The following is a 21689-nucleotide window of genomic DNA, read 5'->3' on the forward strand; positions in this document are numbered from 1 at the left end:
TTCACTCCTTGTTATTTCTTTCATTTAATCTTACTGGAATTTGAATAAAATAAAATAAAGTGGCAAAGCCACTTTATTTTGCGTATTCTACCGCTCGTGTTTCTCTGATGACGGTTACCTTTATATGGCCCGGATAATCGAGTTCATTTTCGATACGTCTTGTTATACTCCTTGCCAATATGATCGCGTCATCATCAGAAATTTGTTCAGGATTTACCATAACTCTTACTTCTCGCCCTGCCTGAATGGCATAAGATTTTTCAACACCCTCAAAGGATTCGGAAATTTCTTCAAGTTTTTCTAAACGTTTAATATATGTTTCTAGTGTTTCTCTTCGTGCACCAGGTCTAGCTGCAGACAGGGCATCAGCTGCCCCAACTAAAACAGCAATAATCGAAGTTGGCTCTACATCTCCATGGTGAGATGCTATCCCATTTATAACAACTGGGTGTTCATTATATTTCTTAGCTAATTCGACTCCAATTTCAACATGTGACCCTTCTACTTCATGATCAATTGCTTTACCAATATCATGGAGTAAACCAGCTCTTTTAGCTAAAGTTACATCTTGTCCTAATTCTGCAGCCATTAAGCCACAAAGATGTGCAACTTCAATTGAATGTTTTAAGACATTTTGACCATAGCTGGTTCTAAACTTGAGTCGGCCAAGAATCTTGATTAAATCCGGATGTAAATTATGAACACCAACCTCAAAAGTTGCCTGTTCTCCATATTCACGAATTCGTTCGTCTACTTCTTTACGAGCTTTTTCCACCATTTCCTCAATCCGAGCAGGGTGGATTCGGCCATCAGCTACTAATTTTTCTAATGCTGTTTTTGCAATTTCTCGTCGAATTGGATCAAAACCTGATAATATCACTGCTTCTGGAGTATCATCAATAATTAAATCAATTCCTGTTAATGTTTCTAATGCACGAATATTACGGCCTTCTCTTCCAATGATTCGACCCTTCATTTCATCATTTGGAAGGGTAACAACCGAAACTGTTGTTTCTGCCACGTGATCTGCTGCACAACGTTGAATGGCTGTGGTAATAATTTCCTTTGCTCTTTTATCGGCCTCTTCTTTTGTCTGTTGTTCGATCTCTTTAATTAAAACAGCAGTGTCATGCCGAACTTCTCTTTCAACCTTATCTAAAATGATCTGTTTCGCTTCATCTGTCGTTAGATTAGAGATTCTTTCTAATTCTGCTATTTGTTCTCGTAATGTTTCCTCAACTCTTGCTCGCGTCTCTGTTATCGTTTTCTCCATTTGTTGTAGAGATTCTTCTTTACGCTCCAACGATTCTAATTTTTTGTCTAATGTTTCCTCTTTTTGTAATAACCTTCTTTCAAGACGTTGAATTTCATTCCTTCGTTCGCGTATATCTCTATCAGCTTCACTTCTTAATTTGTGAACCTCATCCTTGGCTTCTAAGATCAATTCTTTTTTCGTCGCTTCCGCTTCTTTATATGCCTGTTCAACGATTAGTCTTGCTTTATCTTCAGCGCTGGAGATCTTTGCTTCAGCTAAGGATTTGCGGATAAAGTAACCTACACCGACACCGGCAGTAGTTGACGCAAGCAAAAGGGCAATATTACCTAAGTCCATTCATTCACCTCCTTTTGCTTACCTAAAAAACAAGACCGATTCCAGTTCGGTCTTTGGCATCGTCAATCAATCATAGTTTCATATTTTTTTAATTAAAAAATAAGTAGTTTGCATCTTCCAAAAAATATAAAAGATGCAATTCAATTGTAATATTCATTGGTAAGCTTGTCAAGTTATCAAGCCCCATCCGGATCACTATCAATGCTTAGATCTTTTTTTAAATCATGTAAGATTTGCCATATAATTTCATAGGAAAATCCTTTCCGCCTTAAATATCCTCCAACTTTTCGTTGGATGGTAACCCAATCTTCTTTTCGATTTTGAAGAGCTTTCTTTTTTGCCAATTCTAAAGCCATTTGGTACTCTGTTTCACTGTTAATTTTACTAAGACTTTCTTGTATATAGGTTGAGGAAATTCCTTTTCTTTTCATTTCTTGAGCAATTAATTTTTTTCCTTTAGGCTTTAATCTGATTTGCTCTTCTACAAATTCTTCAGCATAACGACGATCATCAAGCCACTTTTTTGCTTGTAATTTTAAAATAACATTTTGAATCATTTCTTGTTCATAATCTTGAGCGATCAAATATTTTTCTAGTTCCTTTCTCGTTCTTGGTCGAAAACTTAAATATTTTATTGCTTTTTGCCATATTTTATTCTCTTCTTCTTCTTTTAAAATCGTTTCGATATCTTCATTGGTTATTTCTTTTCCTTTTATTAACCGCTTTGCTATTAAAACATCTTCATGAACAGAAAATGCATACTGATCGTTGACATGAATATTATATCTTTTCGAATTTTGTTTTTGCTTTGTTATTTTTGTAATAATTAAAGTCTTTTTCATTTTATTCACCACAGACTTTCTAAAATAGAATAGCACCTATACGATGGATAGGTGCTATTCAGCTTCAAATAATAAATCTTCTTCAGGATCGTCGCTTATGCTTGTTGAAATTGTTTTACCAAGGCTATGATATTCTCTAATTTTTTGCTCGATTTTTTCTGCGATTTCAGGGTGTTCTTTTAAATATTGTTTCGCATTTTCTCGACCTTGACCGAGACGTTCTTCTTCGTATGAATACCATGCACCACTTTTTGTAATAATGTCTAATTCTGTTCCAATATCTAAGATACTTCCTTCTTTTGAAATCCCTTCACCATACATAATATCAACATCCGCTTGTTTAAAAGGTGGTGCTACTTTATTTTTCACCACTTTAATCCTCGTACGATTACCAACCATTTCATTTCCCTGTTTTAGGGTTTCTGCACGTCTTACCTCAAGACGAATAGTACTATAAAATTTTAAAGCTCGACCACCAGGTGTTGTCTCAGGGTTTCCAAACATAACACCAACTTTTTCTCGAATTTGGTTAATAAAGATGGCAATGGTTTTCGATTTATTAATGGCACCAGAAAGTTTACGTAAGGCTTGGGACATTAAACGCGCTTGTAAACCTACATGGGAATCTCCCATTTCCCCTTCAATTTCTGCCTTTGGTACCAAAGCGGCAACGGAGTCGATAACAATAATATCTACTGCACCACTACGAACTAATGCTTCTGCTATTTCTAGTGCTTGTTCTCCTGTATCGGGTTGAGAAAGGAGAAGTTCATCAATATTCACTCCAAGCTTCCTAGCGTAAGTTGGATCTAAGGCATGTTCTGCATCAATAAATGCTGCTTGTCCTCCAAGTTTTTGCACTTCAGCAATCGCATGTAGAGCAACCGTTGTTTTTCCAGATGATTCTGGACCATAAATTTCAATAATTCTACCTTTTGGATAACCGCCAACACCTAAAGCAATGTCTAATGCTAGGGAACCGCTAGAAACGGTTTCTACCTGTGCAGAAGCTGATTCCCCTAGTCTCATAATTGATCCTTTACCAAACTGTTTTTCTATCTGACGTAGCGCATTTTCTAGCGCTGCTTTCCGTTCGCTCACTTCGTTCTCCCCTTTTTTTATTTTCCTATGTATCTTTCTGATATTATCTTATAATGAAACGGAAGAATATACAAGATTTTTTTGCGAACATTTATTCTCTATTTAAAACTTCTTTCATTCGATCTTTTAAAGTCTGCCATAAAAAATAATGAGCATACTTGGCAGCCCGTTTTTGAATCACTTGTCTGCTTCCAGATAATCGAATTTCTTTCACAATTGTTTCTTTTCCTTTTTCACTAATCCCGATATAAACTAAACCAACAGGCTTATTCTCTATTGGTTTTGGGCCAGCGATTCCAGTGATTGAAACGGATAGATTCGTATCAAACAATTTCAGCGTTTCTTCACTTAAAATTTGTGCTGTTTCTCTACTAACTGCTCCTTTTGTTTCGAGTATTTCATTTGGAACATGAAGGATTTTATGTTTTATTTCATTACTGTAACAGATAATTCCACCTAGATAAATCTTTGAACTCCCTGGGATTTTCGTAAATCGGCTCCCAACAAGACCGCCAGTACAGCTTTCGGAGACGGATACTGTTAATTGCAATTGTTCTAATAATCGAACAACAACATGTTCGATCTCTTCCTCGCCATTACCAAAATGATACGGTTCTAAACGATGGTGAATTTCCTCTTCTACTGGGCGAATAAAAGCTAAAGCTTCTTCTTCTGTTTTTGCTTGTGCAGTTAAACGAAGGGTTACTTCTCCATCGTTTGCTAATGGCGCTATCGTTGGATTTGTTTGGCTTTCAATTAAGTCGATGATACGTTCCTCTAAAGTGGACTCACCAATCCCATAAAATCTCATCACTTTTGAATAAAAAATATTTCCCCTATCAATCTTTTGGATCCAAGGGATCGCATAATGAATCAACATAGGTTTCATTTCACTTGGTGGCCCTGGAAGGAAGACATAGTATCTTCCATCAGCTTCGAGTCCAATTCCAGCAGCTAGTCCATGATCATTGGGAAAAACGGTACCCTTCTCCAAGATCATTGCTTGTTTTTTATTGTTTTCTGTCATTTTGATTTGTCTTTGCTCAAAAAAAGAAACGATTTTATCAAAAGTAAGTTGATCTAAGACTAATCTTCGATTCAAAACCTTAGCTGCTGCCTCTTTGGTTAAATCATCTTGGGTAGGTCCTAAGCCACCAGTAAAAATAATGAGATTCGATCGTTTTTGGGCTTGTAATATGGCTTCTTTTAATCTTTCTTCATTATCGCCAACAGTAACATGGTAATAAATTGGAACTCCAATTTCCGCCATTTTTCTTGAGATAAACTGGGCATTTGTGTTTGCAATTTGCCCTAATAACAATTCTGTTCCAACGGCAATGATTTCACCTTTTAACAAAATAACGTCCTCCGTTTCCTAAATACATAAAGAAAAAATAGTAGGTCTATACCTAATATCAGTCCTATTTCATTTCAATCACTTGTTTATTTTTTATAAAATAATCGATACCTGAAATAATGGTAACGAGTACAGCAATCCATACCATTAATTGGGCGAGGGGAATATGAATATAATTAAAGGGAAAGTTATTTAACATTAATAGTACAATCGCGATAATCTGTGTGACCGTTTTTAATTTTCCTAATTTACTTGCAACAATAACAAATCCTTCGGCAGCTGCAACCATTCGCAGGCCAGTTACAGCAAACTCCCTACTAATGATGACAATTGCAATCCATGCATCTAATCGTTGCATTTCGACTAACGAAATCAATGCTGCCGAAATTAATAATTTATCAGCTAACGGATCTAATAATTTACCAAGATTGGTAACGAGTTTTCTTTTTCGAGCAATATATCCGTCAAGCCCATCAGTGCTTGCTGCTACGATAAAGATAAAAGTAGCAATAAGTTCACTATAAGTGATCATTTCACCTGCAATTTTAATTTCACCAAAATCAAAGCGAATAAGTAAAAAAACCATAATGATTGGAACTAGAAAGATCCTGATGAGCGTGATTTTATTTGGCAGGTTCACTCTTAATACCCTCCCCAAAGAGGTCAAATTCAAATGAATGGGTGACTTTAACCTTTACAATTTCGCCAATATTGGCTTTGATGTTACTAACAAATACTTCACCATCAATTTCAGGCGCATCATATTGAGTTCGACCAATGAAAACTTTATTTTCTTCATCATATTTCTCAAGAAGAACATCTAATTCTTTACCAACAAATCGTGAATTTCGTTCTTTGGCGATCTCTCTTTGTACTTCCATAAGAATATTCGCTCTTTTTTCTTTTACTTCTTGGGGGATTTTATTTGGGAGACGAGAAGCAGGAGATCCTTCCTCTTCGGAATAAGTAAATACCCCTAAACGATCAAAACGAATTTCTTTAATAAAATCAATAAGGTGTTCAAAATCTTCTTCGGTTTCACCAGGAAAACCAACAATAATCGAAGTTCTCAATGCAACGTCAGGTATTCTCGAACGGATCTTATGAATTAAATTCCGAATATCTGTTTGCCGACCTGGACGTAACATTTTCTTTAAAATATGATCTTCACTATGTTGCAGAGGCATATCAATGTATTTACAAAGTTTAGGATTGGTTGCAAAAGCATCAATCAATTCGTCAGTAAAATAACCGGGATATAAATAATGCAAGCGAATCCAATCTAGACCTTCAATTTTTGACAATTCTTCTATTAATTCTGGCAACATAATTCTACCATATTTATCCATACCATAATTAGTAGTATCTTGTGCGATAAGGCTAATTTCTTTTACTCCCTGGTTAACCAGATCCTTTGCCTCATTTACAATGGAAGGGATTCCTCTACTACGAAACTTTCCTCGCAGAGAAGGTATTACGCAAAACGTACAAGAATTATCACAGCCTTCAGCAATTTTAATATATGCGGAATAAAAAGGAGTTGATCTTTTACGTGGTAGATTTTGTTCATAGCTAAATATGGGATTTCCAATATAGATCGGTTTTTTTCCTTCAAGGGATTCTTTGATAACTTCAACAATTCGATCAAATTCTCCCGTCCCCACAAGCGCATCAATCTCGGGCATTTCTTCCATAAGTATTTCTTTATACCGCTGACTCAAGCATCCTGTTACAATCAGTGATTTTAATTTACCTGTTGTTTTATAATCAGCCATGTCTAAAATGGTATTGATCGATTCTTCTTTTGATGCATCAATAAAGCCGCATGTATTCACTATAATCACATCTGCATCTTCTTTTTCATTTATGATATTATAACCATTTTTCTCCAATAATCCTGACATAATTTCTGAATCAACAAGATTTTTTTCGCATCCTAATGTAACAATTGCTACTTTTTGCTTCTTTCTCGCCATTTTCTACCACACTTTCTACAAACAATACCTATTTTGATACTTCACAAGTATAATATAAGTTCAAAAACTAGTCAAAGTAAACAATTTTGCAATAATACCTTAAATAAAAAAAGGCTTCACAAAATACATGAAGCCATAAATGAATATTATTGCGTCTTCTTCTTTTGGATAGAAATATATTTGGGCCCAGGTTCATTCCCTACAGATATATTTTTATCATTCACATTCAATTGAACACCTGCCGCATTCCCTAAATGAATCCACAATTCTTGATCATCTAATTTTATTTTGTCAGTCACTTGACCTTTGTTAAGTGTATTCATGACAATCAATTTTCCACGTGGACCGCCTTTTCGAATCTCAAACCAACAACTATCATTAAAACTCAATTGAATTTCAATATCTTGATTTTCAGTACTAACAACCTCATAGATATCCTTTGTTCGATTCCGATATGAGGTGGTACTTACCTTCGTTACTTCGATACCTGTACTTAATGGCTGTAATTTACTTGGCTCTTTAGTTGACTGGTTTTGATTATTTTTGGAAGTAAGAGAAGTATTAGGTTTTTGAACAGACTTTTCTGTCGTTTCTAATCTGGTTTTATCAAGATCCCCTGTGGATTCATTCGGTTTATCTTGTACTATTGAGACAATCAACATATAAATAAGAAGTAAAACAATTCCAACGAAAATATAAATAGAGGAAAGTCGAAGATACTTTCCCATTTTAGATGGGGGTTTTGCCAAAGAATGTGCCGTTTTAGAAGGCAAATCCTCAAGATCTGTATTTGGGATTAAATTTTGATATTGTTCAATCAAATCAGGGTTAAGACCAACCACTTCACCATAACTTTTTATAAACGCCTTTGCATAAAAATTCCCTGGAAGTTCGTCAAGTCTTCCTTGTTCAATCGCTTCAATATACTTTGATCGAATTTTTGTAATTTCTTGAATATCTTCAATAGAATATCCTTTTTTTATTCTTAGTTCGCGTAGTAACTGCCCTAATTCTTCAGACATTAAATCCCCTCCGCCAATTAACTGATATCAAAGGAACTAAAACTAGTATTAATTAAATTATAAGTGATTTCTTCATCAGGATCATTTCTAAGTTCAATAATATAATCAAAATCATCAAGGTTATATTCGGTTTCCCGGATAAAAATATCTGGATGTTCAATCACTTTTGTCGCAGGCATACGTAAAATCTCTCGAATTAAATCGCGATGGTTCTCATTTGCTCGCAGTGTTGATACGATTCCATCGATAATAAAAATGTTCTCTGGATCTAACTCATCCTCTACCAATTGATTTCTAATGGTTTGTCTAAGTAACGTAGAAGATACCAAGATCCACTTTTTATTTGCCGAAACACTACCTGCAACGATCGATTCTGTTTTTCCAACACGGGGCATTCCACGAATTCCAATTAATTGATGACCTGAATTCCGAAAGATTTCGCTTAGAAAATCAACTAACAATCCTATCTCATCCCGTACGAATCGAAATGTTCTTTTATCAGATAAGTCTCGATCGATATATTTGCCATGGCGTACAGCTAAACGATCTAAAATCGTCGGAGGACGAAAAGCAGTAATCGTGATATCAGGAACATCTTTTAAAAATTTTCCGATCAGTTCGATTTTTTCCATATCATAAATGTGTAAGATCATTCCTCTTTTTTGTAGGTCTACACCATTAATGGTCATAATATTAACGTTCATTAAACCCAGCATCGAAGAAATATCTCCTAAAAGTCCTGGGCGATTTTTATGTATTTTATATTCCAAATACCAAGGCTTGGGCTCTTGAGAAATCATATAACCTCTCCCTTACCATATCATATAAATAAGTATACAACAAACTCACTCAATAGTAGAGTAAAAAAGATAGTAAAAATGCCCCTAAAATAACAGGGGCATTTTTAAAAATAAGTTATTTTTTGTCTACAAGCTGTACCATAATTTGGGCAAGAACCTTTTGTTGTTCTTCATTACTATGATCCCAAAGGTCTTTAAGAAGGCGTTCTTCTTGGTTTTTGGGATCTACTTGTTTATTTAAATAGTCCCCAATTTGATAAGCCAAGTTAGCGATGGTTTGATCATCTAATCCCATACGTTGTGCTTGGTCTACTCGTTCATTTAAGAATTGTTTCCAATCTTGGAAATTATCGAGCACAGACATATTTAGTCCCCCTCTTTAAATTTGCTACGGAAATATCCGTTCATTTTTAATATGCATTAGATAAACAGTTATTATTCATCCTAAATTTAAACCCATCCCCCGTCTATGCGAATAATTTGACCCGTGATATATGAGGATTCAGGTTGTAAAAGATGTACAACCAAAGATGCAATTTCCTCTGGTTTTGCAAAACGATTCATCGGAATTTCGTTTTTCATCATTTCCAATTCTTCTTGTGAAAAATTCGCCATCATTGGTGAGAGGACAATACCAGGAGCAATAGCATTTACCGTGATTCCTGAAGGAGCTAATTCTTTGGCTAAAGCTTTAGTAAAGGAGTCAATTGCTCCTTTTGCCATGGAGTATAAAACTTCATTGGCTGCACCAACTTGCCCCCAAACAGACGAAATATTGATAATTCGGCCAAATTTTTGCCGAATCATATTCGGAACAACTTTTTGTGAGCAAAAAAAAGTACTCATCACCATGATATTCATTATTTTTTGATATTCTTCATATGTTACATCTTGAATTAATCCATAATGGGATGCACCCACATTATTAATCAAAATCGTAGGTTTTAAGCCGGTTTTTTCAATTTGACGGAAAAGATTCTCTATTCCTTCAATTGTTGATAGATCAACTGAAAAAGCTAACAAATCATTTCCTGTAATTTGCTGCCTCATAAATTCGTCGATTCTTTCTTTGTTTCGATAATAATGAAGAATTAAGGGTATTTTTTTATTCGCTAATTTCTTAGCAATGGCGATTCCTATGGTACTTGATGCACCTGTAATTAAAGCGACTTGTTTCATGCAAATCCCCACCCCCAAAATTAAAACGGAGCTTAGTTATCCAAGCACCGATTAAGGACGAACAATAGAAATGGCCATATTTTTTTCCGTAAAATCTTCTAAAGTCTTATTGATCCCTTCAACTGTAATCTCTTCAAGTACAGGTAGGATCTCAAAAAGATTGGACTCATTAAATAAATAACGACTAAATTGATTGGCAATAAATTCAGGTACATTTAATTTCCTTAAAAAGTCTCCCATTTTCTTTTTCTTGCTTCTTTGAAAAAGTTGTTCATCAAATCCTTTTGTATGGAAAATAACATCCTGAATTTGATTCACCAAATCATCTGGATCTTTCGTATTTCCGCCGATTAAGGAAAAAGCATAGTTTTGCTCTATTTGAAATTCAAAGCCAAAATCTTCATCAATGAGCCCTTGGCTGATTAGATGATGATAAAAGTTACTTCCATTCCCCAAAAGTAATTCTAATAAGAGTTGCATTTCAAGTTCTTTCTTAATAAATTCCTTTCCTTGTAAGCCAAGATTTTTATGTTTAAAACCTACAAGCACCTTTGGCATCGCTACAGGTAGATGGATTTCATTTTGGGGTTGATGGATGGCTTCTGGTTCTTCTGGATGTACTCGTTCAATATCTGGCGCTTTTTTAAATTTTTTCTTTGCCTGATTTGTTTTGACGACCTCAATGATTTTATGTGGATCGACTCCACCTACCACGAATAATACCATATTACTCGGGTGATAAAACGTTTCATAACATGTATATAACTGTTCTTTTGTAATTTGATGAATCGATTCGACCGTTCCAGCAATATCAATACGAATAGGATGCGTATGGTATAAGGCTCTGAGTAAGCCAAAATATAAACGCCAATCTGGGTTATCATCATACATGCGAATTTCTTGCGCGATAATCCCTTTTTCTTTCTCTACATTTTCATCGGTAAAATAAGGACGCTGTACAAAGTCGATTAATGTTTCTAAATTTTTTTCAATGTTTTCAGTACTCGAAAATAAATAAGTGGTTCGGTCAAAACTGGTAAAAGCATTTGTTTGTGCACCTTGAATGGCAAAAGTATGAAAAATATCTCCCTCTTCTTCTTCAAACATTTTATGTTCCAAAAAATGTGCAATTCCATCGGGAACTTTGATCAATTGCCCATTCACCTTAAATTCACGATCGATGGATCCATAGCGAGTCGTAAATGTGGCATAGGTTTTTTGGAACCCTTTTTTCGGTAAAACATATACTTGTAAGCCGTTGTCTAATCGATCCGTAAATAACGTTTCATCCAATTGCTCAAATATAATTTTTTTCAATTAGCATCCTCCTTAACGTGATCTTTTAAAAAATAAATCGTATCTAATTTCACTTTTTGCCCTACTCGAATAAGATCGTCAATCGTTACGTGTTTAGTTTGTTCGATCATTTGGGATAATGTCCTTGGCTTTTGGCTTAATACTCCATGATAAGTATAATCTATAAGTTGTCTTGGTCGATCTAGCATTTCTTTTAACTGGTTTGTTAATATGGCTTTTGTCTGATTGATTTCTTGCTCTGTTATCTTACCTTCTTTCATCATTTGAACTTGCTGCTTGATGATTTCAACGGCTTTATCATAATTTTTAATTTCAATACCACTTTGAATTATCATGATCCCTTTATGACTATCCAATTTTGAAGAGGCGTAATAAGCTAAACTCGCCTTCTCACGCACATTAACAAATAATTTAGAATGAGCAAAACCACCTAAAACTCCATTGAAAAGCAACATAGGAATGTAATCGTCATCTTGTATCGTCGTATACGTTCTTAATCCTAAATTTAATTTTCCTTGCTTTACATCTAATGCTTCGACAACGATTTTTTCCTCTTTTACAGGAACATCAACGATTACTTCTGCTAATGGTTTCACCTGCCGCTTTGGCAGTTGAAAAGACTCTGCAATTGCAGTATGAACAATTGATTCATCATAATCTCCAACGATAAAAAAATCGATTGGGGCTGTGTTCATCCATTCTTGATAAAATTGATAAAGGTTATCTTTTGTGATGTGTGCTAAATCGTCTAAACAACCGTTAGCAGGTAGACGATAAGGTTCATTTTTACACATATTTTCGATCATTTTTTGTTCAGCATATTGAATTTTGTCATCCAAAATGCTTTTGATTCGTTGTGCTAACAATTCTTTTTCTGTTTCAAAAATTATTGATTGAAAACCTTGGTCTTCGATTAGTGGTTGTGTAATTAAATTCCCTAATAGATCAATTGCCTCTTTTAATAATGAACGATTTTCATTCAAATACTTTTCATTCGCCACTTCACAACTAAATTGAACGATTTGTCTTTCTCCTCTTTTAAAAACATAAGCATCTAAAGTCACACCATATAAATCATCTAATTTTTCTTGAATTTGTTTCAAAGAAGGATATTTTTTGCTCCCTCGTTTTAATATATAAGGGAGTAGTGCAACTTTTGTTACATTTTCTTTTATTAGGTCAGTTGCAATATTTACTACAATGGTATTTGTTTTATATTTATCTGTTTGTAAATGATGAACTTGGATTGAATGGATTTCTTTCTTTGAAAATTGATCTAAAAACAATATCCTCATTCCCTTCTATTTATAATATCCATAGTTTACCACTTTTTCTACACATTAAAAAAGGAGGTTATACCCCCTTTAGATAAATATATTATAGATCGCTATCATATAACTCGTCATTTTCTTCCCGTTCATTAAATCGACCACAATCAGGAGCCAAACAAAGCATTCCTTCCAATTGACCGTCCTTATAGTACATTCCTTTTGTACCTCCGCAATATTTACATTCCCACATGTTATTCACCTCAGTTTTGTTAACTATTATTTAGTAAAGATATGGTTGCCAATTTTTTTAATCTGAGGTCTAGACCAAATCCAAGCAGAAGTAGCTGTAGCTGGATTAAAATAATAGAGCGCGCCACCAGTTGGATCCCATCCTGCGATTGCATCTAAGACGGCCTTTCTAGCTGTTTCATTAGGAGTTAACCAAATTTGTCCATCGGCGACTGCTGTAAACGCACCTGGTTCAAAAATCACTCCAGATGGTGTATTAGGAAAAGCTGGATTTTCTACACGATTTAGTATCACTGCAGCAACTGCAACTTGACCGACATAAGGTTCTCCTCGTGCTTCCCCATATACTGCATTGGCCATTATACGAATATCATTTTCAGAAAACCCTCTTGTTGAATAAGCTTTCCTAGCCGTTTTCTTTGCTGTATAAGTTGGACGCCAGTTTTTTGTTGCCTTCCATAACATATATTTGGTTTTGCTTCCTACAATACCATCTACTTTCATTCCAAACTTATATTGAAAATTTCGAACAGCCCAATATGTTCGCCAACCAAAGACACCATCAATTTTTCCTTTATAAAAACCTAAAAATTTCAGCCTTCCTTGCAATTCATAAACATCTCCGCCCTTAGAGCCCCATACCAGAGTCGTTTTACCGAAAGTGGGTTGTGAGTTGTAATTCATTCCAACATAATATACTGACGATATCAATATAAGAATTGAAAGCAGGATAATGAATTTTTGTTTTTTCATGTTCATTCCTCTTTCTTGATGAAGTTGTTAAGTAGTCTAAAATTATCTTACCCCGATTCTTCATTTTTCATGATAAAAAAGAGCCAGTTTCCTAAATTGGAAACTGACTCTATCTTTCCCCTTTCTCATAGGGGATACCAACAGATGCTGGTGCTACTGCTTTGCCAACAAAACTCATTAAAATAATTAACGTTATAACATATGGTAACATCGCCAACAATTGAGATGGTATTTGAATTCCTGTCGAACCAAGATAAACAATTAATCCTTGTGCAGCACCAAATAATAACGAAGCCCACATTGCCCCTTGAGGTTTCCATTTTCCAAAGATCATAGCGGCTAAGGCAATAAATCCTTGGCCAGAAATAAGAGTAGGTCTAAAGTTGGAAACAACAGCTATACTCATTGCTGCTCCACCAAAACCAGCAAAAACACCAGATAATAATACAGCAATATATCGGATCTTATAAACATTTACCCCAAGGGAATCAGCTGCTTTCGGATGTTCACCAACCGCTCGCACTCTTAAACCAAATTTGGTTTTGTATAATACAAACCAGACAATAAATACCAAAAGAAATGCAAGGTAAACGGTAGCATATTGATTAAAAATTTGATCAAGTATAGAGTTTTGCGGAAATAACCCATTTAGAGGCCGTGGTATCTTTGCGGTTAAGGGGATTGGTTTGGTCATTGTCGCTCCTTCAAAGAATAAACGACTAAAAAACAATGCCAAACCAGGCCCTAAAAAGTTAATTGCAATTCCTGAGACAACTTGATCTGCAGCAAATGAAACGGAAGCAATTGCATGAAATAAAGCGAGAAAAGCACCAGCAACCCCAGCAGCTAAGAAAGCTAACCAAGGATTACCAGTAAAATAACCTACTGTAGCACCTACAAAAGCACCGACCGTCATCATACCTTCTAAACCAATATTGACAACTCCAGAGTTTTCTGAGATAACTCCTCCTAAAGCTGTGTAAATCAAAGGTGTTGCATACATTAAAGTGGTTCCAATAATAAAGGCGACACTATCTAACAAATTGTTCACCTCGTTTCTTTCTTAATAATAAGACCATCTTGATAAATTTGGGAATCGCGATAAAGAAAACAATGGTACCAATCACAATATTGATAACCTCAGAAGGAGCTTGTAATGCAGATTGTATTTTCGGTCCGCCATATTGAAGAATACCAAATAAAAGGCCACCAAAAATACTGCCTATTGCTGTGTTGCCACCAATTAAGGAAACAGCAATCCCGTTAAAACCATAACCTTCCATAGCTGCTAACACTGCCACGTTTTTTGTTACTCCCATCACTTGGATGGCACCAGCCAATCCTGCTAAGGCCCCAGCGATGATCATGGATACTAGTATACTCTTTTGAACATTAATACCACCATATTCTGCTGCATATTTGTTAAATCCAACGGCTCTTAATTGATAACCCAAAGTTGATTTATTTAGAATAAAGGAAATAAGCACAGCAAGTAATATGGCGATTATAATTCCTAAATTTACAGGAGCTCGCATCGCATCAGCCAAAAAAGGATAATTTGCAAGCCATTCACGTCCAGTATCAGAAATCTTCCAATTTCCTAATATTTCAATACTTGCAGTTTTTAAAATATCATATGAAGTTTCACTTTGTGGCCTTCTAAAACCATCCAACATTACAATATAGTTATTTAAATAAAATGCAACCCAGTTTAACATAATGGTGGAAATAACCTCATGAACGCCAAACCTTGCCTTTAGATAACCTGCGATTCCTCCCCACAACCCAGCAGTTAAAGCAGCAACGAATAGTATAACGAGAACATGGATAATAGGTGGTAGTTTTAAGAAATAACCGCTTAAAGCTGCAACTAATGCCCCGATGATATATTGCCCTTCTGCACCAATATTAAAAAGTCCTGTACGAAAGGCAAAAGCAACGGAAAGACCTGTTATCATTAAAGGTGTAGCATAGATAATCGCATAGGCAATATATTTTGGTTTACTAAAAACTCCTTTAAACATGACGCCATAAGCTTCTATTGGATTAAATCCAGCAATGGATAATACAATGGCTCCAATAATGAGTCCAATAAAAATGGAAATCAATGTAAAACCAAAACTTCCCGAAAGTAGGTTTAATAATTTTGAATTTTTATTCTTCGCCATGGACTTCACCTCCTCCAGCCATCATCAATCCTAAGATATTTTCATCGGCGTCTTTCGCATCTAAAATCCCTACAATCTTACCTTCATAAATGACTGCAATCCGATCGGAAACATTCATCACTTCATCTAATTCTAAAGAAACAAGAAGAACAGCTTTATTTTTATTCCTCTGTTCGACTAAGGACTTATGTACATATTCTATTGCACCTACATCTAATCCTCTGGTGGGTTGGGCTGCAATCAGTAAATCTGGATCATTCGTTACTTCACGAGCAATAATCACTTTTTGTTGATTCCCACCTGATAATGCTCTAGCTTTAACATTTTCATCTGTAGGTCTAACATCAAATTTATGAATGAGGCCTTTAGCAAATTCTTTTATTTTGTTGCAATCTAAAATACCATTTTTGGAAAAAAGAGGTTTATTATAGTTTTCAAGTACCATATTTTCCGCAACTGTAAAATCAAGGACTAATCCTCGCTTTTGCCTGTCTTCTGGAATTGTTGATATTCCTTTTTCAATGATTTCTCTTGCCGTCTTATTTGTAATATCATTTCCATTAATCTTTACTTTCCCTGACTCGATTTTTCTTAATCCCGTGATTGCTTCAATTAACTCACTTTGACCATTCCCGTCAACCCCAGCAATCCCTAAAATTTCCCCTGCTTTTACTTCAAGGGATAATCCGTTAACCACATTGATTCCTCGATTATCTTTTACAACCAAATTCTCAATGGAAAATACTATTTGGCCTGGTTTTTTCTCTTCTTTCTCTACTTTAAATTGAACTTGTCTACCTATCATTTTGGCAGCTAATTCCTCTTCTGATGTAGTACTTACATCTACTGTGTCGATCCATTTTCCCCTACGAATGATCGTACAATAATCTGCAGCCATCTTAATTTCTTTTAATTTATGTGTAATGATGATGACCGACTTTCCTTCATTCGTTAAATTCTTCATAATTTGAATTAATTCCTGAATTTCTTGGGGAGTCAAGACTGCAGTCGGCTCGTCTAAAATTAAGATTTCTGCCCCGCGATATAAGGCCTTTAGGATTTCTACTCTTTGTTGCATACCAACAGAAATATCCTGAATTTTTGCTGTAGGGTCAACGTAAAGTCCATATTTTTCCGATAATTTTTTTACGTCTTCAACGGCCTTTTTTATATCTAAATAACCAAAAGCTTTTGTCGTTTCCATACCTAAAATAATATTTTCAGTAACAGTAAAAGGTTCGACCAGCATAAAATGTTGGTGAACCATTCCAATCCCATGTTTGATCGCTACATTAGGATTGGTAATATTTACTTTTTTCCCGCGAATATAAATTTCGCCAGAGGTAGGCTGATATAGACCGTACAAGATATTCATCAAGGTTGATTTTCCCGCGCCGTTTTCCCCTAATAATGCATGAATTTCTCCTTTATGTACCGTTAGGTTAATATTATCATTTGCTTTAAAATTACCAAAAATCTTGGTTATATTTCTCATTTCAACTGCTTTCTCTTGAAAATTTATACGAGCCAAAGAAGAACCCTCCAATCAAGACTACATATCTACTTATCGAACGAAACAGCTCAGACAAAACGTCCGAGCTGTTAGTTTTATCTAAAACTATTTAACTTCAAATTTAGCGAATGTATCTGCATTGTTAGGAACGACAATTTCGCGATTAATGATTTTTTGTTTTATTCCATCTACTTCTTTTAAGATATTAGCAGGAACATGTTTATTCGATGTTGGTGCAATATCAACTGCTCCATCTTTTAGACCAAGTGTAATATTTGTGCCTCCAGGAAATTTTCCTTCTTTTAGTTGTTTTACCACATTATAGATTCCATTATCAACACGTTTCATCGCTGAAGTAATGACATTATCCGGTGCTAAATAGTTTTGGTCTCTATCTACACCGATCGCATACTTCCCCTGTTCTTTTGCTGCTTCAATGACACCATCGCCAACACCGCCAGCTGCATGGAAAACAATGTCAGCCCCTTGTTGGTACATGTTCGTTGCGATTGACTTTCCTTTTGCAGCATCGGTAAAGGATTCGGCGTATTGGGTAATTACTTCAACCTTTGGATTTGCATATTTGACGCCAGCTTTGAAGCCATATTCAAAAGCATCAATAATAGGACCTCTCATTCCACCGACAAAACCTACTTTTCCAGTCTTAGTCATTTTTCCTGCGATATAGCCAACTAGAAAGGAGGATTCTTCAGCCTTAAACATAACACCTACCAAGTTATTAGGTGGATTATCATATGCGGCGTCAATGATTGCATATTTTTGATCAGGATTATTTTGTGCTTCCTCAAGGATTACTTTTTCCATTTTAAAACCAATGCCCCAAATCAAGTCATTACCAGCATCTAATAATGTTTCAAGATTTGGTTTATAATCGGCATCCTGTTTTGATTCTAGGTAGGAAGCCTTAATACCCAATTCTTTTTCAGCTCTTTGTAATCCTTCCCATGCAGATTGGTTAAAGGATTGGTCATTCACCCCACCAGTATCTGTCACCATTGCTACTTTTAACGTCTTCTCTGTAGTTTGATTCTCTGGTTGCCCGGCTTGTTTATTGTCTTTAGTTTCTTTATCAACTCCGCAACCAACAAGGAAAGAACTCATTACAAGTAAGAGAACCAAGATGAGTGTAATATATTTTTTCATAAAAAAACCCCCTCTAAAAATTGAATGTTTCTCACGATTTCTCGTGACTTCTTCGCTATTTTAGAATGTTGAAGGTAAACATCGTAATGATGGAATATATATTATTTTCCCTAAAGCCACCCCCTTTTATGTGAAACAACTTACCTCTTTCTCAAAACTTGAAAGCGGAATTTATCCGATCGAAAATAGTTGACTGAGATTAGTACGGGGCGATCAAACGTATCAAAATGAACTTGTTTTAAAATTATGAGCGAAATTTCTTTAGGCATATGTAACATTGGTGAAATTTTTTCATGATAGCCAAGGGGTTCAATTTCGGCTATTGCGTATGCAATTTCAATTCCCGCTTCTTTAAATAATTGAAAAATAGAACTATATTTACGAAAATCAATCTTTTTCTCTAAAATGTTTTCAGGAATTTTGTCAATGCAATAAACGACCGGTACGTTATCAGCCGTTCGAATTCGTTCTATACGGATAATGTTTTGATCTGAAACGTCTAATTGAAAAGCTTTGATATCATCTTTTGTTGCTAGGTTAGAAGATATATCAATAAATGTCGTACCGGCTTGGTAACCATGTTTTTCAATCATCTGAGTAATGCTATATAATTCTTCAATTCCGCTTATAAACAAGGGTTTTGATTTAACAAATGTGCCAACCCCTTGTTTTCGGATAATCACGTTTTCATCTTCCAACATTCGTAATGCTTCCCGTAGTGTAGCTCGACTAACTCCTAATTCTTTTGCTAATTCAAATTCAGAAGGAAGTTTTTGACCAGGTTTTAATTTTCCACTCTCAATATCTTGTTTAATTTTATCAATGACTAATAAATAAAGTGGCCTTGGATCAGGTCGTAACATCATTTGATTTTTCCTTCCTTTTAATAGTTAGATGTCAGACGACATACTTTTGTCTCAAGATATATTCTCCTTTTTTTTGATCGAAAAATCAACAAATTTTTTAAGAATTTCTTTAAAAACACCTAACTTGGTATTTTAAATTCATCTAAATCTTCTTTTGTCAGCAATACTTTTCGGGGTTTGCTTCCTTCATAAGGCCCAACAATACCATTTGCTTCCATTGCGTCAATCAATCGAGCTGCTCTTGTGTAACCAATTCGGAATCGCCGTTGTAACAAAGAAACAGAAGCTTGTTTATTTTCGACAACGAGTTTGACCGCTTCGTAATATAATTCATCTTCTACTTCTTCAGTCTCTTCTTGATGTTGGTTTAAATCTGGAATGATTTCTTCTTGATAAGTGACTTGTTGTTGTACTTTTACAAATTGGACTACCGCTTCAACTTCTTGTTCTGAAATAAAAGCCCCTTGAACTCGAATCGGTTTAGAAAAACCAACGGGAAAATATAACATATCTCCGCGTCCTAATAATTTTTCCGCTCCTGCCATATCGATAATGGTTCGCGAATCTGTTTGTGAGGAAACACCAAATGCAATGCGAGATGGAATATTTGCTTTGATTAATCCAGTAATGACATCAACAGAAGGACGTTGCGTTGCTACGATTAAATGAATACCTGCAGCTCGAGCCTTTTGTGCTAGGCGAATGATCGAATCTTCAACATCATTGGGAGCAACCATCATTAAATCTGCCAACTCATCAATAATAACAACGATATAAGGCAATATTTGAGCTTGTCCAAAAGATTCTTCTAATAATAATGAATTATATCGTTCAATATCTCTTGCCCCTTTTTGTGCAAAACTTTCATATCGTTTTTCCATCTCGTTTACAATCATTTTTAATGCTTTTGCTGCTTTTTTGGGATCTGTAACAACTGGAGTAATTAAATGGGGAATTCCATTATAAACATTTAATTCAACCATTTTAGGATCGATCATTAAAAATTTGACTTCACTAGGTTTTGCTTTATATAAAATACTCGTAATCATCCCATTGATACATACACTTTTTCCTGATCCAGTTGCTCCAGCAACGAGGAGATGGGGCATTTTTGCTAAATTTCCGATAATCGCTTTCCCCGTTATATCTCTACCTAAAGCAATACTAAGTTTAGATTGAGACTCGTTAAATGGTTGACTTTCAATGACTTCTCGCAAAGTGACAACAGCAATTTCAGAATTGGGAACTTCTATCCCAATCGCTGCTTTCCCAGGGATTGGTGCTTCAATTCGTATATCTTTAGCGGCCAACGATAATGCAAGGTCATCAGCCAGATTTACAATCCGGCTTACTTTAACACCAATATCTGGTTGAATTTCATATCGGGTTACTGCTGGACCACGATGGATTTGAACAACTCTAGCTCTTACCCCAAAACTCTCTAAGGTTTTTTCTAATTTTTTGGCATTATTACTAATGTCTCGATGTTCTTCGAATTGATCAGAAAAAGTGGGTGGTTTTAGTAGTGTTGTTGAGGGTAATTGATAATTTTCATCTTCTTCTTTCATAATTTGCAATTGTACATCATTTAATTGGGATTCATCGTCATTCTCTTTTACATTCAAAGCAGATAGTTGAAAATGCTCCGTCAGTTGTAAAGGTTCACTATGATTTTGGTCAAGATTCGTTTGGTTCATAAAATCATGAATGATCGGTCCATTTGCTTCAAGAGGATGATTTTCTTCTTCATCATTTTCTAAAATAGGTTTTCTTTTTTCATATCTAGTTTTTAATACGAATAATTTATCTTTGAGGAAGGTTTCAAAACGTTCATAAAATAGAGTGATTCGTTTTTTTATTTTCTTTATAAATTGAACATATGATAAATGGAATGACAATAATAGTCCAACTAAGATGAAAGTTACGATTAATACATTTGTACCTATTCGATCGAAAAGATAGTTAAAAACAAGATAAAAAAATGCTCCAATCATGCCAGAACCAACAATTTGGTTAAATTTTTCACTTGCTCTTTCTTTTGCTAGTTCTTGCCAAGTAACTGAAAAAATATTGGCATCTGTATATTGGCCATGCATTTGAAGTTGATCGATAAATTGTTGATGGGCTAGGGTAATGATTGCAATATAAAGGAAAAGGAGTCCAGTTTTTCGCATCGTCCATGGGAATGAAAATTTTCTTTTGATCATCATGGATAATGCAATATAAATCCCAATCAAACTTAAAGTAAAGTCTAAATTCCCTAGCAATAAACGAAAAAAAGCCTTTAAGAAATATCCCACCGCACCTTTTCCTACTAATTCGTAACTAAATAAGGCAAATAAAAGGATCCCATAGGCTTCAAATTTGATATGTTGTTTTATTTGTTGTGTTCTTTTTTTTCTTTTTTTTTCAGCCATTTGCTTCACCCATTTTTCTTAGTAAAAAGCAGCCTTATAAATGGCTGCTTTTGTTGTCATTATACCATGAATATAGCTGAAT

General features: G+C 35.1%; 19 protein-coding genes. All 19 read right to left on the bottom strand.

From position 1 onward, the window contains the following. Positions 1–73: 73 nt before the first annotated feature. The 19 genes from rny to ACMW72_RS00585 all read right to left on the bottom strand — a co-directional run bounded on the left by rny (position 74) and on the right by ACMW72_RS00585 (position 21607). Positions 74–1612 (bottom strand): ribonuclease Y, encoded by a 1539-nt coding sequence (rny, locus tag ACMW72_RS00495; RefSeq protein ID WP_418366874.1) that lies wholly within the window; start codon positions 1610–1612, stop codon positions 74–76. 176 nt (positions 1613–1788) lie between these two features. Continuing rightward, positions 1789–2454 carry a RecX family transcriptional regulator gene (locus ACMW72_RS00500; RefSeq protein ID WP_418366875.1) on the bottom strand — a complete coding sequence of 222 codons (666 nt, stop codon included), beginning with the start codon at positions 2452–2454 and terminating at the stop codon, positions 1789–1791. A 54-nt stretch (positions 2455–2508) separates the two neighbouring features. Next, complete coding sequence (recA, locus tag ACMW72_RS00505; RefSeq protein ID WP_418366876.1) at positions 2509–3555, bottom strand: recombinase RecA; 1047 nt, start codon at positions 3553–3555, stop codon at positions 2509–2511. Positions 3556–3646: 91 nt separating this feature from the next. Then, positions 3647–4912: a competence/damage-inducible protein A gene (locus ACMW72_RS00510; protein ID WP_418366877.1), complete on the bottom strand. Its 1266-nt coding sequence runs from the start codon at positions 4910–4912 to the stop codon at positions 3647–3649. Between the two features lie 64 nt (positions 4913–4976). Then, a complete protein-coding gene (pgsA, locus tag ACMW72_RS00515) occupies positions 4977–5552 on the bottom strand; it encodes a CDP-diacylglycerol--glycerol-3-phosphate 3-phosphatidyltransferase (RefSeq protein WP_418366878.1) in 576 nt (191 codons plus the stop codon). Continuing rightward, a complete protein-coding gene (rimO, locus tag ACMW72_RS00520; protein ID WP_418366879.1) occupies positions 5536–6888 on the bottom strand; it encodes a 30S ribosomal protein S12 methylthiotransferase RimO in 1353 nt (450 codons plus the stop codon). The genes pgsA and rimO overlap by 17 nt, the downstream gene beginning before the upstream one ends. Before the next feature lie 146 nt (positions 6889–7034). After that, positions 7035–7910 carry a RodZ domain-containing protein gene (locus ACMW72_RS00525; RefSeq protein ID WP_418366880.1) on the bottom strand — a complete coding sequence of 292 codons (876 nt, stop codon included), beginning with the start codon at positions 7908–7910 and terminating at the stop codon, positions 7035–7037. Positions 7911–7927: 17 nt separating this feature from the next. Further along, positions 7928–8710, bottom strand: coding sequence for a DUF3388 domain-containing protein (locus tag ACMW72_RS00530; RefSeq protein ID WP_418366881.1), 783 nt, complete (start codon positions 8708–8710; stop codon positions 7928–7930). Between the two features lie 115 nt (positions 8711–8825). After that, positions 8826–9074 carry a DUF3243 domain-containing protein gene (locus ACMW72_RS00535; RefSeq protein WP_418366882.1) on the bottom strand — a complete coding sequence of 83 codons (249 nt, stop codon included), beginning with the start codon at positions 9072–9074 and terminating at the stop codon, positions 8826–8828. Positions 9075–9160: 86 nt separating this feature from the next. Further along, positions 9161–9889: an elongation factor P 5-aminopentanone reductase gene (gene ymfI / locus ACMW72_RS00540; RefSeq protein WP_418366883.1), complete on the bottom strand. Its 729-nt coding sequence runs from the start codon at positions 9887–9889 to the stop codon at positions 9161–9163. A gap of 51 nt (positions 9890–9940) precedes the next feature. Beyond that, entirely contained in the window at positions 9941–11206 is a 1266-nt protein-coding gene (gene yfmH, locus ACMW72_RS00545; protein ID WP_418366884.1) for an EF-P 5-aminopentanol modification-associated protein YfmH, read from the bottom strand. Then, a complete protein-coding gene (yfmF, locus tag ACMW72_RS00550) occupies positions 11203–12501 on the bottom strand; it encodes an EF-P 5-aminopentanol modification-associated protein YfmF (protein WP_418366885.1) in 1299 nt (432 codons plus the stop codon). Before yfmF ends, yfmH begins: the two co-directional genes overlap by 4 nt. Before the next feature lie 252 nt (positions 12502–12753). After that, complete coding sequence (gene sleB, locus ACMW72_RS00555) at positions 12754–13479, bottom strand: spore cortex-lytic enzyme (RefSeq protein ID WP_418366886.1); 726 nt, start codon at positions 13477–13479, stop codon at positions 12754–12756. Positions 13480–13588: 109 nt separating this feature from the next. Beyond that, positions 13589–14530 carry an ABC transporter permease gene (locus ACMW72_RS00560; protein WP_418366887.1) on the bottom strand — a complete coding sequence of 314 codons (942 nt, stop codon included), beginning with the start codon at positions 14528–14530 and terminating at the stop codon, positions 13589–13591. Continuing rightward, positions 14511–15647 carry an ABC transporter permease gene (locus tag ACMW72_RS00565; RefSeq protein WP_418366888.1) on the bottom strand — a complete coding sequence of 379 codons (1137 nt, stop codon included), beginning with the start codon at positions 15645–15647 and terminating at the stop codon, positions 14511–14513. The genes ACMW72_RS00560 and ACMW72_RS00565 overlap by 20 nt, the downstream gene beginning before the upstream one ends. Continuing rightward, positions 15634–17142 carry an ABC transporter ATP-binding protein gene (locus tag ACMW72_RS00570; protein WP_418367369.1) on the bottom strand — a complete coding sequence of 503 codons (1509 nt, stop codon included), beginning with the start codon at positions 17140–17142 and terminating at the stop codon, positions 15634–15636. Before ACMW72_RS00570 ends, ACMW72_RS00565 begins: the two co-directional genes overlap by 14 nt. Positions 17143–17265: 123 nt before the next feature. Continuing rightward, on the bottom strand, positions 17266–18324 hold the full coding sequence (locus ACMW72_RS00575) for a BMP family lipoprotein (protein WP_418366889.1): 1059 nt from the start codon (positions 18322–18324) through the stop codon (positions 17266–17268). Positions 18325–18464: 140 nt separating this feature from the next. Beyond that, on the bottom strand, positions 18465–19190 hold the full coding sequence (locus ACMW72_RS00580; protein ID WP_418366890.1) for a GntR family transcriptional regulator: 726 nt from the start codon (positions 19188–19190) through the stop codon (positions 18465–18467). A gap of 119 nt (positions 19191–19309) precedes the next feature. Further along, positions 19310–21607 (bottom strand): DNA translocase FtsK, encoded by a 2298-nt coding sequence (locus tag ACMW72_RS00585; RefSeq protein ID WP_418366891.1) that lies wholly within the window; start codon positions 21605–21607, stop codon positions 19310–19312. Positions 21608–21689: the final 82 nt, after the last annotated feature.

The organism is Tepidibacillus sp. LV47 (assembly GCF_048381575.1).
GTDB lineage: Bacteria > Bacillota > Bacilli > Tepidibacillales > Tepidibacillaceae > Tepidibacillus.

Coding starts and splice junctions, on each gene's coding strand:
- rny (WP_418366874.1), bottom strand. CDS start 1,612: ATGGACTTAGGTAATATTGCCCTTTTGCTTGCGTCAACTACTGCCGGT.
- ACMW72_RS00500 (WP_418366875.1), bottom strand. CDS start 2,454: ATGAAAAAGACTTTAATTATTACAAAAATAACAAAGCAAAAACAAAAT.
- rimO (WP_418366879.1), bottom strand. CDS start 6,888: ATGGCGAGAAAGAAGCAAAAAGTAGCAATTGTTACATTAGGATGCGAA.
- ACMW72_RS00525 (WP_418366880.1), bottom strand. CDS start 7,910: ATGTCTGAAGAATTAGGGCAGTTACTACGCGAACTAAGAATAAAAAAA.
- ACMW72_RS00530 (WP_418366881.1), bottom strand. CDS start 8,710: ATGATTTCTCAAGAGCCCAAGCCTTGGTATTTGGAATATAAAATACAT.
- ACMW72_RS00535 (WP_418366882.1), bottom strand. CDS start 9,074: ATGTCTGTGCTCGATAATTTCCAAGATTGGAAACAATTCTTAAATGAA.
- ymfI (WP_418366883.1), bottom strand. CDS start 9,889: ATGAAACAAGTCGCTTTAATTACAGGTGCATCAAGTACCATAGGAATC.
- yfmF (WP_418366885.1), bottom strand. CDS start 12,501: ATGAGGATATTGTTTTTAGATCAATTTTCAAAGAAAGAAATCCATTCA.
- sleB (WP_418366886.1), bottom strand. CDS start 13,479: ATGAAAAAACAAAAATTCATTATCCTGCTTTCAATTCTTATATTGATA.
- ACMW72_RS00565 (WP_418366888.1), bottom strand. CDS start 15,647: ATGGCGAAGAATAAAAATTCAAAATTATTAAACCTACTTTCGGGAAGT.
- ACMW72_RS00570 (WP_418367369.1), bottom strand. CDS start 17,142: ATGAGAAATATAACCAAGATTTTTGGTAATTTTAAAGCAAATGATAAT.
- ACMW72_RS00575 (WP_418366889.1), bottom strand. CDS start 18,324: ATGAAAAAATATATTACACTCATCTTGGTTCTCTTACTTGTAATGAGT.
- ACMW72_RS00580 (WP_418366890.1), bottom strand. CDS start 19,190: ATGATGTTACGACCTGATCCAAGGCCACTTTATTTATTAGTCATTGAT.
- ACMW72_RS00585 (WP_418366891.1), bottom strand. CDS start 21,607: ATGGCTGAAAAAAAAAGAAAAAAAAGAACACAACAAATAAAACAACAT.